The organism is Pantoea sp. X-Soil-ISGK-275 (assembly GCF_059730795.1).
The window spans coordinates 1713962-1728655 of sequence record NZ_AP035976.1 but is presented as its reverse complement, the minus strand read 5'-3'; the positions used below and the strand labels follow the sequence as shown (position 1 = coordinate 1728655).

The window sequence follows — 14694 nt, the reverse complement described above, 5'->3', positions numbered from 1 at the left end:
AACGATTCAGGAGTTGCACTGATGGAATTATCCTCTCTGACCGCCGTTTCACCTGTCGATGGTCGTTACGGCGATAAAGTCAGCCCACTGCGCGCCATTTTCAGCGAGTTCGGTTTGCTGAAATTTCGCGTTGAGGTTGAGGTTCGCTGGTTACAAAAACTGGCTACGACTGTAGAGATCAAGGAAGTTCCTGCATTTGATGCCGACGCAAACGCTTTCCTTGATGCCATAGTCGCCAATTTCAGCGAAGAAGACGCGGCGCGTATCAAAACCATCGAGCGCACCACCAACCACGACGTCAAAGCCGTGGAATATTTCCTGAAAGAAAAAGTGGCCGATGTCCCTGCGCTGCATGCGGTGTCTGAATTCATCCACTTCGCCTGTACCTCCGAAGATATCAACAACCTGTCGCATGCGCTGATGCTGGAAACCGCACGTCGTGATGTGATCGTGCCGTTCTGGAACAAACTGATCGATGCCGTTAAAGGTCTGGCGCACGAATACCGTGACATTCCGCTGCTGTCGCGCACCCACGGCCAGCCAGCAACGCCGTCGACCATGGGTAAAGAGATGGCGAACGTGGCGTATCGTCTGGAGCGCCAGTTGCGTCAGCTGAGCAAGATTGAAGTGCTGGGTAAAATCAACGGCGCGGTCGGCAACTATAACGCTCACATCTCGGCTTATCCGGAAGTGGACTGGCACCAGCTGAGCGAGCAGTTCGTCACCTCGCTGGGCATCACCTGGAACCCGTATACCACGCAGATCGAACCGCACGATTACATCGCTGAACTGTTTGATTGCATCGCGCGTTTCAACACCATTCTGATCGACTTTGATCGTGATATCTGGGGCTACGTCGCCCTCAATCACTTCAAGCAGAAAACCATCGCCGGTGAAATCGGTTCGTCTACTATGCCGCACAAAGTGAACCCGATTGACTTCGAAAACTCCGAAGGCAACCTCGGCCTGGCGAACGCGATGATGCAGCATCTGGCGAGCAAACTGCCGGTTTCACGCTGGCAGCGCGACCTGACCGACTCCACCGTGCTGCGTAATCTTGGCGTGGGCATCGGTTATGCGTTGATCGCCTATCAGGCCACACTGAAAGGCATCTCTAAGTTGGAAGTGAACCGCGATCGTCTGCTGGACGAACTGGATCACAACTGGGAAGTGCTGGCAGAGCCGATCCAAACCGTGATGCGTCGTTACGGCATTGAAAAACCGTACGAGAAGCTGAAAGAGCTGACGCGTGGTAAACGCGTTGATGCCGCAGGCATGCAGGCCTTTATCGATAGCCTCGCGCTGCCGGAAGAGGAAAAAGTGCGCCTGAAGCAGATGACGCCAGCCAACTACCTCGGCCGTGCGATTCAGATGGTTGATGACTTGAAGTAATGCATTAACCAGGCGCGCTTAGCGCGCCTGGTTGTTCTATGGTTTAGTTGGCTTCGCATATACTCTTTCCATCATCACTACGTTGGAAGCTAAGGAAATACTATGCGTGTACTGGTTGTGGAAGATAATGCGCTGCTGCGCCATCACCTCGCCGTGCAGCTGCGTGACATGGGCCATCAGGTCGATGCCGCAGAAGATGCCAAAGAAGCGGATTATTTCCTGCAAGAACATGTCCCTGACATCGCGCTGGTCGATCTCGGTTTGCCGGACGAAGATGGCATGTCGCTGATTCGCCGCTGGCGCACCGATGCCGTTCGCCAACCGATTCTGGTATTAACCGCTCGCGAAGGCTGGCAGGCCAAAGTGGAAGCCCTGGAAGCCGGTGCCGACGACTACGTGACCAAGCCATTCCACATTGAAGAAGTGGCTGCACGTTTGCAGGCGCTGATGCGTCGCAACAGCGGGCACGCGTCGCAAATTATCTCTATGCCGCCGTTCCAGGTCGATCTCTCTCGCCGCGAACTGACGGTGCAAGACGAGCCGGTAAAACTCACCGCCTTCGAGTACACCATTGTCGAAACCCTGATTCGCAACGCCGGTAAAGTGGTAAGCAAAGATTCACTGATGCTGCAGCTCTATCCGGACGCCGAACTGCGCGAAAGCCACACCATCGACGTGCTGATGGGACGTCTGCGCAAAAAAATTCTCTCACTCTATCCGACCGAAGTGATCAACACCGTGCGCGGCCAGGGCTATCGCTTTGATCTCTGATTTATGACGTGGTTACAACGCTTACGCCCCTTCTCACTTCGCGCCCGTTTCCTGTTGGCGACGGCCGCGATCGTACTGTTTTTGTCGCTCTCCTACGGCATGGTCGCCGTGGTCGGCTACGTCGTCAGCTTCGATAAAAATACCTATCGCGTCATGCGCGGTGAGAGCAATCTGTTCTTCACGCTGGCGCAGTGGCACGACAATCAGCTGACCATCGGCCAGCCCGAGCGCATGACGCTTAATTTCCCCACGCTGGTCTTTATCTACGATGAACACGGCAAACTGCTGTGGCAACAGCGCGATGTGCCAGACATCCGCAAAAAGATTCGTCGTGAATGGCTGCTCAAGCCCGACTTCTATGAAATCGACACCAGCAATCGCACCAGCATGGCGGCGATGGGCAATAACTCGCAGGCGAAAGAGCGGCTACACGCGCTGGATAGCGACAGCAATGACACCTTTACCCATTCGGTCGCCGTCAATCGCTACGATGCCACCACCAACTTACCGGCGTTAACCATTGTGGTGGTCGATTCGATTCCGCAAGAGTTGCAGCATTCCGATGTGGTGTGGTCGTGGTTCAGCTATGTGCTGGCGGCGAATCTGCTACTGGTGATTCCGCTGCTGTGGCTGGCGGCGCACTGGAGTCTGCGGCCGATTGGCGATCTCACTTCGCAAGTGCGCGAGCTGGAGACCGGCCAGCGCGAGAATCTCGATGACAATCCGCCGCAGGAGCTACGCAGCCTGGTACGCAATCTTAACCTGCTGCTGACCAATGAACGCCAGCGCTACACGCGCTATCGCACCACACTTTCGGATGTCACCCACAGCTTGAAAACTCCGCTGGCGGTGCTGCAAAGTACGCTGCGATCGTTACGCAATGGTAAAGAGTTAACCATTGAGCAGGCCGAACCGGTGATGCTGGAGCAGATCAGCCGCATCTCACAGCAGATTGGTTATTACCTCCATCGCGCCAGTATGCAGGCCGATCACAATCCTCTGCAGCGCGATTTGCATTCGGTGTCGGCGCTGCTCGATAGCCTGTGTTCGGCATTGAATAAGGTCTATCAACGTAAAGGCGTGGCGATCACGCTGGATATTTCGCCGGAACTGACCTTTATCGGCGATAAAAATGACTTTATGGAGGTGCTGGGCAACGTACTGGATAATGCCTGCAAATATTGCCTCGAATTTATTGAAGTCACCGCGCGCCAAACCGACAACACCTTGCATCTGTTTATCGATGATGACGGCCCCGGCATTCCGGAAAGCAAACGCGATCTGATCTTCGTGCGCGGTCAGCGCGCCGACACCTTGCGCCCCGGCCAGGGATTGGGCTTAGCCGTGGTGCGCGATATCCTCGAACAGTACGCCGGTCAGGTGATTGCCACCACCAGCCCGCTCGGTGGCGCGCGCATGGAAGTGATTTTCCAGCGCCAGGAAGTCGAGCATCACCGCGAGTAGAAAGGGACGCGGGCTGTTATACTTGCCATCATTCTTTGCAGCAAACGGACTCCTCATATGGATTATCAGCTCGATATCAACTGGCCCGACTTTATTCAGCGCTACTGGCAGAAACGCCCGGTGGTGCTTAAACGTGGATTTAAAAACTTCGTCGATCCTATTTCTCCTGACGAGCTGGCCGGTCTGGCAATGGAAAATGAGGTGGATAGCCGCCTTGTCAGCCATAACGAGGGCAAATGGCAAGTCAGCCACGGTCCGTTTGAAAGCTACGATCATCTTGGTGAGAGCAACTGGTCGCTGCTGGTGCAGGCGGTTAACCATTGGCATGAACCTATTGCCGCGCTGATGCGCCCGTTCCGTTTCCTGCCCGACTGGCGCGTTGACGATCTAATGATCTCTTTTGCCGTGCCTGGCGGCGGCGTGGGTCCGCATTTCGATCAGTACGATGTGTTTATCATTCAGGGCACTGGCCGTCGTCGCTGGCGCGTGGGTGAAAAAGTGCCGTTGAAACAGCACTGCCCGCATCCGGATCTGCTGCAGGTTGAGCCGTTCGACGCCATCATCGATGAAGAGATGGAGCCCGGCGATATTCTCTATATTCCGCCTGGATTCCCGCATGAAGGCTATTCGCTGGAAAACGCCATCAACTATTCGGTCGGCTTCCGCGCACCGAACGGTCGCGAGCTGATCAGCGGTTTTGCCGATCACATGCTGGCCAACGAATTGGGCAGCTATCGCTACAGCGATCCTGATGTGCCATCGCGTGAATGCCCATCGCAGATCCTGCCATCAGAACTGGAAGGCATCCGCAAAGTGATGATGGATGTGATCAACCAGCCAGAGCAGTTTAATCAGTGGTTTGGCGAGTTTATTTCTCAGTCACGTCATGAGCTGGACGTCGCGCCGCCGGAGCCGCCGTATCAACCTGATGAGATTTACGATGCACTGCAGCAAGGCGATGCGCTGACGCGTCTCGGCGGTCTGCGTGTATTGACCATCGGAGATGTGGTGTTTGTGAACGGGGAATCGATCACCAGCAGCCATCCGCATGTGCTGGCGGCATTGGCACACAATCACGTGCTGACGCTGGAAGATTTCGGCGATGCGCTGGACGACCCTTCACTGCTGGCGCAGCTGGCGGCGTTGGTGAATAGCGGATATTGGTTCTTCGGCGAGTAAGTTTCAGTCTGTCTCGGGGTTTCTAAAACTCGGACGGTGCTCGGTGGGTGCTCGGTGGGTGCTGGCTGTCCCCCTCCTCGGTCCTCCCCCATAAATGGGGGAGGAAGATGCTGCCATATGTTCGTTCTGAAGCTACATGTGGCAGCGTCTCCTTCCCCCATTTATGGGGGAAGGCCGGGATGGGGGACAACCCGCACTATGCAATCACCATCACCCCTTCTTCTGCCCCGCCAGCTCAGCCAAACGCACAATCACATCTACCGACTGCGCCATCACATTAAGTGAGGCGAACTCGTGCTTGCCGTGATAGTTGTAGCCACCGGTAAACAGGTTCGGGCATGGCAATCCTTTCCACGACAACGCAGAGCCGTCAGTGCCGCCGCGAATCGGTTTGACGTTCGGTTCAATGCCACAGTCGCGCATCGCCTGCAGCGCCAGCTCGATAATATGCGGATGCGGTTCGACTTTCTCGCGCATGTTGCGATAGCTATCGCTGATTTCAACTTTCACCGAACACTCGCTTTGCAGCCCTTTGCTGACGCGCTGGCCAATCTCTTCCAGCAGCTGTTTACGCTGTTCATAGCTGTCGGCATCAAAATCACGGATCAGATACATCAGCTCGGCATGCTCAACCGTGCCTTTGATGGTGTGCAGATGGAAGAAGCCTTCGTAGCCGTCGGTATACTGCGGCTTCTCTTTGGCGGGCAATTCCGCGTGGAAGCGCATCGCCAGATCCAGCGCATTGACCATCACATTTTTGGCGCTGCCCGGATGCACGTTGTTGCCGGTGATTTTGACCATCGCGGTGGCGGCGTTGAAGTTCTCGAACTCAAACTCGCCGAGATCGCTGCCATCCACGGTATAGGCCCAATCGGCGGCAAAGCCTTCGACGTCGAAGTGCGATGCACCGCGACCAATCTCTTCATCCGGCGTGAAGGCCACGCGGATAGCGCCGTGCGGCGTATCACTTTTTGCCAGACGCGCCATCGCGGTCATGATCTCGGCGATACCGGCTTTATCATCTGCGCCGAGCAGGGTTTTGCCGTCGGTGGTGATCAGCGTATGGCCAATCAACTTATGCAGAATCGGGAACATCACCGGTGACAAAACTTCATCACCGTTACCCAGCGCGATATCACCACCGCGGTAGTTTTCAATAATCTGCGGATTGACGTTTTTGGCAGTGAAATCCGGTGAGGTATCCATATGCGAAATAAAGCCGATCACCGGTGTGGCCCAATCGACGTTAGCCGGTAAAGTACCCATCACACAGCAATGATCGCTCAGCGAAACATCAACAAAGCCCAGCGCAATGAGTTCTTCCTGTAATTGACGCGCCAGCGTCCACTGCCCTTCGCTGCTTGGCACCTGACGTGCCTGAGGTTTTGACTGAGTTTCTACTGCGACATAACTGAGAAAACGCTCAAGTAATTGATCCATCTGTCATACCTCTAAAGAACCTGCGTCATTATCATGGTGGCCTGATGGCACCATGTTGCGTCAAATCATTATCCTTCAGGTTAGCTCTCTCAACGTGAATTGCGCTGAAAATTCGCTCACGCTCACCTGTCCGACTTTTCCGTTATGCATACTCCGGCATTTTTCAGCGTTTTCAAGGTAAATCCGTGGCAAAACATGGCATTGACACATTTTTGCGGTATCATCGCGCCCTTCATCACAGCAAGCGGCCACCAGCGGCTATGCTGTAACCTGATTCACCATCAGACTGAGTGACTAAAATGACGCAAACACGCGCGCCTGCGCTGGTTACGCTTTCTGGCATCAGTAAAGCTTTCGATGGCAAAACCATCATCTCTGACTTTGACCTGACCATCCGTCACGGCGAGTTCATCACGCTGCTTGGCCCTTCCGGCTGCGGAAAAACCACCATATTGCGGCTGATTGCCGGGCTGGAAGAGGCCGATCGCGGTCACATCATTCTTGATGATAATGACATCACCGACCTGCCCGCCGAGCATCGCCACATCAACACCGTGTTTCAAAGCTACGCGCTGTTCCCACACATGTCGGTGTTTGAGAACGTCGCCTTTGGCCTGCGCATGCAGAAAACCCCGGTGGCCGAGATCACCACGCGCGTTAACGATGCGCTGGCGATGGTGCAGCTGGAGAGTTTTGCCGATCGCCGTCCGCATCAGCTTTCGGGCGGTCAGCAACAGCGCGTGGCGATTGCGCGCGCGGTGGTCAATCGTCCGAAAGTGTTGCTGCTGGATGAGTCGCTGTCGGCGCTGGATTACAAGCTGCGTCGCCAGATGCAAAACGAGCTCAAAGCGCTGCAGCGTAAGCTCGGCATCACCTTTGTCTTCGTCACCCACGATCAGGAAGAAGCGCTGACTATGTCCGATCGTATCGTGGTGATGCGCGATGGTCGTATCGAACAGGACGGCACGCCGCGCGAGATTTACGAAGAGCCCGCCAACCTGTTTGTGGCGCGCTTTATCGGCGAGATAAACGTGTTCGATGCCGAGGTATTGAACAGCGATCATGCGCCCACTATCCGCGCGCGCGTGGAAGGCCGCGAATGTGAGCTGCAATGTGATTTCCCGGTCAGTGCGGGCGATAAGCTGCATGTGCTGCTGCGCCCGGAAGATCTGCGCGTTGAAGAGATCGATCACGACAGCCGCAGCGACAACCTGATCGGCTACGTGCGCGAGCGCAACTATAAAGGCATGACGCTGGAATCCACCGTTGAGCTGGAGAACGGCAAGCTGCTGACGGTGAGCGAGTTCTTCAACGAAGACGATCCCGATTTTGATCACTCACTGAACCAGAAAATGGCGGTCAGCTGGGTGCAAAACTGGGAGGTGGTGCTGCCGTATGAAGTTGATGCGTAACCGCCTGCAGAAAGTGATTGTCGCGCTGATCGTCAGCTGGCTGACGCTGTTTGTGCTGCTGCCCAACCTGATGATCTTCGCCACCAGCTTCCTGACGCGCGACGATGCGCATTTTGTCAGTATGGCCTTCACCCTCAATAACTACACGCGACTGCTGGATCCACTTTACGCCGACGTGCTGCTGCACTCGCTGAATATGGCGTTTATCGCCACGCTGTGCTGCCTGCTGCTGGGTTATCCGTTTGCCTGGTGTCTGACGAAACTGCCGGCGCGCCTGCGCCCGCTGATGCTGTTCCTGCTGATTGTGCCGTTCTGGACCAACTCGCTGATCCGCATCTATGGCCTGAAAATCTTCCTCAGCACACGCGGTTGGCTGAATGAATTTTTGCTGTGGCTCGGGGTGATCGATAAACCGTTTCGCATCATGTACACCTCCGAAGCGGTGATTCTGGGACTGATCTACATTCTGCTGCCGTTTATGGTGCTGCCGCTCTACTCCAGCCTGGAAAAGCTGGATAAATCCTGCCTCGAAGCGGCGCGCGATCTCGGCGCCAGTAAAGTGAAAACCTTCTTACGCATCATTCTGCCGCTCACCATGCCAGGCATTGTCGCCGGTTGCCTGCTGGTGTTTATCCCGGCGATGGGCTTGTTCTTTGTGGCAGATTTGCTGGGCGGCGCGAAAAACCTGTTAATTGGCAACGTGATCAAGAGCCAGTTCCTGAATATCCGTGACTGGCCGTTCGGTGCTGCCACCAGCATAGTGATGACGCTGCTGATGGGGATGATGCTGCTGGCTTACTGGCGCGCAGCGCGTATGCTGAACAGCAAGGTGGAACTGCAATGATGGCGCGCTGGTTACGTGGCGGCTTCATGGCCGTGATTTATGCCTGGTTTTATATCCCGATCATCATTCTGATCGTCAACTCCTTCAACCGCTCGCGTTTCGGCATTAACTGGCAGGGCTTCAGCACGCAGTGGTATCGCCTGCTGATGAATAACGACAGCCTGATTCAGGCGGCACAACATTCATTGCTGATGGGCGTGCTCTCTGCCAGCTGCGCCACGATTATCGGCTCGCTGACCGCCGTCGCGCTCTATCGCTATCGCTTCCGTGGTAAACCGTTCGTCAGCGGCATGCTGTTTGTGGTGATGATGTCGCCGGATATCGTGATGGCGATTTCGCTGCTGGTGCTGTTTATGCTGCTGGGCATTTCGCTGGGCTTCTGGTCGCTGCTGTTCTCGCATATCACCTTCTGCCTGCCGTTTGTGGTGATCACCGTCTATTCGCGCCTGAAAGGGTTTGATGTGCGCATGCTGGAAGCCGCCAAAGATCTTGGTGCCAGCGAAGTCACCATTTTGCGCAAAATTCTGCTGCCGCTGGCGCTGCCGGCGGTCGCAGCGGGTTGGCTGCTGAGCTTTACGCTGTCGATGGACGATGTCGTGGTATCGTCGTTCGTCACCGGCCCGAGCTTCGAAATTTTGCCGTTAAAAATCTATTCGATGGTGAAAGTTGGCGTGTCACCGGAAGTGAACGCGCTGGCGACAATTTTGCTGTTGCTGTCGCTGCTGTTGGTGGCGCTCAGTCAGCTGTTGCTCCGTGATAAAACCAAATAGAGGATAATCGATGAAAAAGTGGTCTCACTGGCTGGCGGCTGGGGCGCTGGCATTGGGCATGCAGAGCGCGCAGGCGGACGCCGGCAAAACGCTCTACTTCTATAACTGGACCGAATACGTGCCGCCCGGACTGCTGGAGCAGTTCACCAAAGAGACCGGCATCAAGGTGATTTACTCCACCTACGAATCCAATGAAAGCATGTATGCCAAGCTGAAGACCTGGAAAGATGGCGCTTACGATTTGGTGGTGCCTTCAACCTACTTCGTCGCCAAGATGCGTAATGAAGGCATGCTGCAAAAGATTGATAAATCCCAGCTCAGCAACTTCAAAAATCTCGATCCTAACTTGCTGAACAAGCCGTTCGATCCTAATAACGATTACTCGATCCCGTATATCTGGGGCGCGACCGCCATTGGCGTCAACACCGACGAGGTGGATGCCAAAAGCATTACCCGCTGGGCCGATTTGTGGAAGCCGGAGTATAAGCAGAGCCTGCTGCTGACCGACGACGCGCGTGAAGTGTTCCAGATGGCGCTGCGCAAGCTGGGTTATTCGGGCAACACCCGCGATCCTAAACAGATCGAAGCTGCTTATGAAGAGTTGAAAAAGCTGATGCCGAACGTGCTGGCGTTTAACTCCGATAATCCGGGCAACCCGTTTATGGAAGGCGAAGTGAACGTTGGCATGATCTGGAACGGTTCCGCCTACGTTGCGCGCCAGGCGGGCACGCCGCTGCAGATTATCTGGCCGCAGGAAGGCGGGATTTTCTGGATGGATAACCTGGCGATTCCCGCCAACGCGAAAAACCGTGAAGGCGCGCTGAAGCTGATTAACTTCCTGCTGCGTCCGGATGTGGCGGCGCAAGTGGCGGAAACCATTGGTTATCCCACGCCAAACCTGGCAGCGAAGAAGCTATTACCACAGGAAGTGGCCAACGATCCTTCGCTTTATCCTGCTGAGGATGTGATTAAAAACGGCGAGTGGCAGAACGATGTCGGTGAAGCCAGCGTGCAGTATGAGACGCTGTTCCAGAAGCTGAAGGCGGGACGTTAGTCCTCTGCGACTTCCCCCTCACCCTGCCCTCTCCCGCAAGCGGGAGAGGGTTCTATTTCGCCCCTTCTCCCTTTGGGAGAAGGTTGGGATGAGGGAAAGCGCGCACTAAACTACTTATACAACCCACGCAAAAACGTATGCACAAACTCCGGCACCACTTCGCTGGCTAAACCGTAATGACGCTCAGCAAACTCATTGCCAACCTGGCTTGGTTCCAGGTTCAGCTCCACGGTATGCGCGCCCTGCAGTTTTGCCTCGTGGACAAAACCAGCGGCGGGATAAACGTGGCCCGAGGTGCCGATGGCAATAAACAGATTCGCCTGCTCAATCGCCTGATAAATCTCCTCCATCCCCAGCGGCATTTCACCAAACCACACGATGTGCGGGCGCAGCATCGCCGGGAACTGGCAGCAGGTGCAGCGATCGTCCGGAGTTAAATCTTCGGTCCAGTCCAGCACTTGTCCGCTGCTGACGCAGCGCACTTTCAACAGTTCACCGTGCATATGCAGCACGCGCTGGCTGCCGGCGCGTTCGTGCAGGTTATCGATATTCTGCGTCACCAGCAGGAAGTTATCGCCCAGCACCTGCTCCAGTTCCGCCAGCGCTTTGTGCGCGGCGTTGGGCTGAATTTCGGACTGTTGCAGCTGATGACGGCGCGCATTGTAGAACGCCTGCACCAGCGCCGGATTGCGTTGGAAACCTTCCGGCGTGGCGACATCTTCCACGCGGTGCTCTTCCCACAAGCCATCGGCGGCGCGGAACGTGCGAATACCGGACTCGGCGGAGATACCCGCGCCGGTCAGCACCACCACGCGCGGTTGCGGATGCGCGGCCAGTTCAGCTTTGCGATCGCGCTCGAAGATGCGCTGGCGAAAGCGTTGATGCACCTTGCGGCGGTTTTTTTTGTCGCGGGCGAGTCGTAGGCGGCGGCGCGGTATGCGCATAAAAGCTCCTTATCTGCGGCGTTTATCGCCGCGCGTCGGGTATTTTTCGGGCTAATCTGCCCGATAATAGCAGCCGCACGGCGGCTGGGTTTTATCTTTACTGACCGCTAAGCACGCGGGCCGGATCGATACGGCTGGCGCGTCGGGCCGGATACCAGCTGGCAATCAGGCTCAGGACAATCGCGGTGCCCAGCACCGAAATTACATCAATCCAGTGCAGTTCGGACGGCAGGAAATCGATAAAGTAGATATCGCCCGCCAGCAGCTGATGCCCGGTAAGGTGCTCAAACACGCGCATCACTGGCGTGAGATTCAGCGCCACCAGCACGCCGACCACCACGCCGCTGACGCTGCCAAGCAGGCCCGCCAGCAAGCCGTACCAAATAAAGATGGCGCGAATCAAACCATCTTTGGCGCCCAGCGTACGCAGCACCGCGATGTCGCTGCTCTTGTCTTTCACCGCCATCACCAGCGTCGAAACGATGTTGAAGCAAGCCACGCCAATCACCAGCACCATGGCTAAATACATAATGGCGCGAATCATCTGGATGTCACGGTACATGTAGCCGTAAGTGCCAATCCAGCTCTTGATATAGACGTAAGAGTGCGTCACTTCACCGGCGTCTCGTACCAGCTTCTGCGCCTGGAACGGGTCATTCATCTTCAGCGCGATACCGCTGACGCTGTCGCCCATATTCAGATACTTCTGCGCATCGGCCAGCGGCACCAGCGCCAGGCTGTGATCGAGCATGCCGCTCAGTTGCAGCACGCCACTAACCTGCAGACGAATGCGTTTCGGCTGCAGCAGCTTATTCTCGCCATCATTATTCGGGATCATGATGGTGATCCAGTCGCCCTGTTTCACGTTGAGCGATTTGGCGATGCCGCCACCCAGAATGATTTGCTGTTTGCCCGCCGCGAACTGTGACCACGCATCACCGGCAACAAAGCTCGTCAAGGCGCTAAGACGCGCTTCCTGCTGCGGATCGACGCCTTTCACCTGCAGCGCTTGCAGTTTCGCGCCGCTCTCAATCAGCCCGGTGAAGTTGATGTAGGGCGCGGCGGCGGCAATGCCAGCAACCTGCTCAATCGGCGCGATCATCGGTTGCCAGTTGCGGAACGGCTGATTCACCGGCTCGATTTCACCGTGCGGAACCACCGCCAGAATGCGGTTGTTTAGCTCACGCTCAAAGCCGTTCATGGCGCTCAGGCCGATGATCAGCACCGCCACGCCCAGCGCGATGCCGATGGTGGAGATGATGGAGATCAGCGAGACCATGCCACCACGCCGCCGACCGCGGCTAAAACGCAGCCCGAGCAGCAGGGATAATGACGAAGCCATCAGATCACTCCCAGCGTCAGTTGGTCGCTCAGCTCACCGTCGCGCATCTCCATCTGCCGGCTCAGGCGTTTCGCCAGCTGCAGATCGTGCGTCACCACCAGAAAAGCGGTGCCCTGCTTGACGTTCAACTCGCCAAGCAGTTCAAAAATCGCGTCGGCGTTGCGCGCATCGAGGTTACCGGTGGGTTCATCGGCCATCACCAGACGCGGACGATTCACCAGCGCGCGCGCAATCGCCACACGCTGACGCTCACCGCCCGACAGCTCAGAAGGCCGATGCGCAGCACGTTTTTCCAGCCCGACCGCCGCCAGCATTTCACGCGCGCGTGATTCCGCTTCCGCTTTGCCGATTTTGCCAATCAGCAGCGGCATCGCCACGTTCTCCAGCGCGCTAAAGTCCGGCAGCAAATGGTGGAACTGATAGATAAAACCGAGCTCGCGGTTGCGCAGCTCAGCTTTCGCGGCGGACGACATCGCGTTTAGCGATTTACCATCAAAAATCACATCGCCCGAGGTAGGCGCATCCAGGCCGCCGAGCAGATGCAGCAAGGTACTTTTACCCGAACCGGAGCTGCCGACAATCGCCGTCAGTTCACCCGGCTGCAGGCTGAAAGCCACATTGCGCAGCACATCGGTCTGCACGCTGCCTTCCTGATAGCGTTTGCACAGGTCACGACACTGCAACAAAGGAGTATTACTCATAACGTAAAGCCTCAGCGGGTTGGACGGCGGCAGCGCGCCACGACGGATAAAGGGTAGAGAGCAGCGCAACGGCCATTGAGACCAGCGCGATGGTGATCACCTGCAGCACATTGATGTCGACCGGCAGCGCCGCGCCATCGAGGAACAGGCCAATTACCGGCATCAAATTATTCAGTTGGCTGGCCAGCAGCACGCCAAGCACGGTGCCCAGCAGCGCGCCAATAATGCCGGCGCTGGCGCCCTGCACCATAAATACCGCGACAATCTGGCGGCGGGTCAAACCCAATGTTTGCAGGATCGCCACTTCGCCCTGCTTCTCCATGATCAGCAGGCCGAGCGAGGTAATGATATTGAAGGCTGCCACCGCGATGATCAGGCTCAGCAGCAGCCCCATCATGTTTTTCTCCATGCGCACCGCCTGGAACAGATCACCTTTGCGTTCGCGCCAGTCTTTCCACGCCAGGCCATCCGGCAGTTTCTGCTGGCTGAGCGCATCAACGCTTAATGGCTTATCCAGCCACAAACGCCAGCCGGTGATGTTACCGAGCGGATAGCGCATCACGCGTGAGGCATCCTGCTGATTGACCAGAATCTGATAGCCATCCACTTCGCTGTTGGCGGCATACGTGCCAGCCACGGTGAAAATACGCTGGCTCGGCAAGCGCCCCACTGGCGTGAACTGGCTGACCGACGGCACCATCAAACGCAGCTGATCGCCGCGCTTCACGCCCAGCTGTGCAGCCAGCTGTTCACCGAGGATGACGTTGTACTGGCCCGCTTGCAGCACGCTTTGTTGAGTGTTGACGAGGAATGGCGTCAGGGGATCCTGTTCGTCGGGATTGATGCCGAGCATCACGCCGACCGAAACGTTACGCGCGCTTTGCAGCACCACATCGGCGGTGGTGAGTGGAGCGATGCGCTTAACACCTTGCAGCTTGAGGTCCTCGGCTGGCAATTCCTTTGGGTTGATACTGCCCTTGTCGCTGGTGACCAGCGCCTGCGGCATCAGGCCGAGGATATTGCCTTCCAGCTCGCGCTCGAAGCCGTTCATCACCGATAACACGGTGACCAGCGCCAGCACGCCGAGCGTGATGCCGATAGTTGAGAGCCAGGAGACGAAGCGACCAAAGCGGTCTGAGGCACGTCCACGCATGTAGCGCAAACCGATGAATAACGCGACTGGTTGATACATGAGATCCGTCTTGGCAGTTGCCTGAAAATAAGTAGTGGGATGATAAAGGAGGCGTCCCCTTTATGAAACCTCTAACCCTCTGAGTCTGCGGCAAAGTTGTGTCAAAAACCGTACCAGCCACTGCTTATGCATAAAATTGCGACAAATTAATGATGTTATTTGTACGTTTATTCGTCATCGGCTGGCGTA

The 14694-nt window shown here is 56.3% G+C and carries 13 protein-coding genes; 8 read left to right on the top strand and 5 right to left on the bottom strand.

What is annotated here, in order from left to right; all coding sequences use genetic code 11:
* Window positions 1-21 precede the first annotated feature (21 nt).
* The 4 genes from purB (at window position 22) to AC6I8A_RS08020 (ending at window position 4806) form a co-directional block, all read left to right on the top strand.
* Entirely contained in the window at window positions 22-1392 is a 1371-nt protein-coding gene (gene purB, locus AC6I8A_RS08035; protein WP_479486923.1) for an adenylosuccinate lyase, read from the top strand.
* A gap of 102 nt (window positions 1393-1494) precedes the next feature.
* Entirely contained in the window at window positions 1495-2163 is a 669-nt protein-coding gene (gene phoP, locus AC6I8A_RS08030) for a two-component system response regulator PhoP (RefSeq protein ID WP_256696218.1), read from the top strand.
* Window positions 2164-2166: 3 nt separating this feature from the next.
* The gene (phoQ, locus tag AC6I8A_RS08025) at window positions 2167-3627 is read left to right on the top strand and encodes a two-component system sensor histidine kinase PhoQ (protein ID WP_256696217.1); all 1461 of its coding nucleotides are present in this window, start codon (window positions 2167-2169) and stop codon (window positions 3625-3627) included.
* A 57-nt stretch (window positions 3628-3684) separates the two neighbouring features.
* The gene (locus AC6I8A_RS08020; protein ID WP_497818285.1) at window positions 3685-4806 is read left to right on the top strand and encodes a ribosomal protein uL16 3-hydroxylase; all 1122 of its coding nucleotides are present in this window, start codon (window positions 3685-3687) and stop codon (window positions 4804-4806) included.
* A gap of 210 nt (window positions 4807-5016) precedes the next feature.
* Here AC6I8A_RS08020 and pepT read toward each other — a convergent pair whose 3' ends face one another.
* Window positions 5017-6246, bottom strand: coding sequence for a peptidase T (gene pepT, locus AC6I8A_RS08015; protein ID WP_497818284.1), 1230 nt, complete (start codon window positions 6244-6246; stop codon window positions 5017-5019).
* A gap of 299 nt (window positions 6247-6545) precedes the next feature.
* Here pepT and potA point away from each other — a divergent pair, with 299 nt between their 5' ends.
* Genes potA through potD form a run of 4 tightly spaced genes read left to right on the top strand, consistent with a single transcriptional unit; the run spans window position 6546 to window position 10326 of the window.
* Window positions 6546-7658, top strand: a complete 1113-nt coding sequence (potA, locus tag AC6I8A_RS08010; RefSeq protein WP_497818283.1) for a spermidine/putrescine ABC transporter ATP-binding protein PotA — start codon at window positions 6546-6548, stop codon at window positions 7656-7658.
* Window positions 7642-8502 (top strand): spermidine/putrescine ABC transporter permease PotB, encoded by an 861-nt coding sequence (gene potB, locus AC6I8A_RS08005; protein ID WP_497818282.1) that lies wholly within the window; start codon window positions 7642-7644, stop codon window positions 8500-8502. The genes potA and potB overlap by 17 nt, the downstream gene beginning before the upstream one ends.
* Window positions 8499-9272: a spermidine/putrescine ABC transporter permease PotC gene (gene potC, locus AC6I8A_RS08000; RefSeq protein ID WP_061716930.1), complete on the top strand. Its 774-nt coding sequence runs from the start codon at window positions 8499-8501 to the stop codon at window positions 9270-9272. Before potB ends, potC begins: the two co-directional genes overlap by 4 nt.
* Window positions 9273-9282: 10 nt before the next feature.
* A complete protein-coding gene (gene potD, locus AC6I8A_RS07995) occupies window positions 9283-10326 on the top strand; it encodes a spermidine/putrescine ABC transporter substrate-binding protein PotD (protein WP_256696213.1) in 1044 nt (347 codons plus the stop codon).
* A 110-nt stretch (window positions 10327-10436) separates the two neighbouring features.
* Here the strand turns inward: potD and cobB are convergent, their stop codons facing one another.
* The 4 genes from cobB to lolC all read right to left on the bottom strand — a co-directional run bounded on the left by cobB (window position 10437) and on the right by lolC (window position 14505).
* Window positions 10437-11270, bottom strand: coding sequence for a Sir2 family NAD+-dependent deacetylase (cobB, locus tag AC6I8A_RS07990; protein WP_497818281.1), 834 nt, complete (start codon window positions 11268-11270; stop codon window positions 10437-10439).
* A gap of 97 nt (window positions 11271-11367) precedes the next feature.
* The gene (gene lolE, locus AC6I8A_RS07985) at window positions 11368-12612 is read right to left on the bottom strand and encodes a lipoprotein-releasing ABC transporter permease subunit LolE (protein WP_497818280.1); all 1245 of its coding nucleotides are present in this window, start codon (window positions 12610-12612) and stop codon (window positions 11368-11370) included.
* Window positions 12612-13313 (bottom strand): lipoprotein-releasing ABC transporter ATP-binding protein LolD, encoded by a 702-nt coding sequence (gene lolD / locus AC6I8A_RS07980; RefSeq protein WP_008103026.1) that lies wholly within the window; start codon window positions 13311-13313, stop codon window positions 12612-12614. Before lolD ends, lolE begins: the two co-directional genes overlap by 1 nt.
* Entirely contained in the window at window positions 13306-14505 is a 1200-nt protein-coding gene (lolC, locus tag AC6I8A_RS07975; RefSeq protein ID WP_256696212.1) for a lipoprotein-releasing ABC transporter permease subunit LolC, read from the bottom strand. The genes lolD and lolC overlap by 8 nt, the downstream gene beginning before the upstream one ends.
* Window positions 14506-14694: the final 189 nt, after the last annotated feature.

Coding starts and splice junctions, on each gene's coding strand:
- cobB (WP_497818281.1), bottom strand. CDS start 11,270: ATGCGCATACCGCGCCGCCGCCTACGACTCGCCCGCGACAAAAAAAAC.
- phoP (WP_256696218.1), top strand. CDS start 1,495: ATGCGTGTACTGGTTGTGGAAGATAATGCGCTGCTGCGCCATCACCTC.
- pepT (WP_497818284.1), bottom strand. CDS start 6,246: ATGGATCAATTACTTGAGCGTTTTCTCAGTTATGTCGCAGTAGAAACT.
- potA (WP_497818283.1), top strand. CDS start 6,546: ATGACGCAAACACGCGCGCCTGCGCTGGTTACGCTTTCTGGCATCAGT.
- potD (WP_256696213.1), top strand. CDS start 9,283: ATGAAAAAGTGGTCTCACTGGCTGGCGGCTGGGGCGCTGGCATTGGGC.
- AC6I8A_RS08020 (WP_497818285.1), top strand. CDS start 3,685: ATGGATTATCAGCTCGATATCAACTGGCCCGACTTTATTCAGCGCTAC.
- phoQ (WP_256696217.1), top strand. CDS start 2,167: ATGACGTGGTTACAACGCTTACGCCCCTTCTCACTTCGCGCCCGTTTC.
- lolD (WP_008103026.1), bottom strand. CDS start 13,313: ATGAGTAATACTCCTTTGTTGCAGTGTCGTGACCTGTGCAAACGCTAT.
- lolC (WP_256696212.1), bottom strand. CDS start 14,505: ATGTATCAACCAGTCGCGTTATTCATCGGTTTGCGCTACATGCGTGGA.
- lolE (WP_497818280.1), bottom strand. CDS start 12,612: ATGGCTTCGTCATTATCCCTGCTGCTCGGGCTGCGTTTTAGCCGCGGT.
- potB (WP_497818282.1), top strand. CDS start 7,642: ATGAAGTTGATGCGTAACCGCCTGCAGAAAGTGATTGTCGCGCTGATC.
- potC (WP_061716930.1), top strand. CDS start 8,499: ATGATGGCGCGCTGGTTACGTGGCGGCTTCATGGCCGTGATTTATGCC.
- purB (WP_479486923.1), top strand. CDS start 22: ATGGAATTATCCTCTCTGACCGCCGTTTCACCTGTCGATGGTCGTTAC.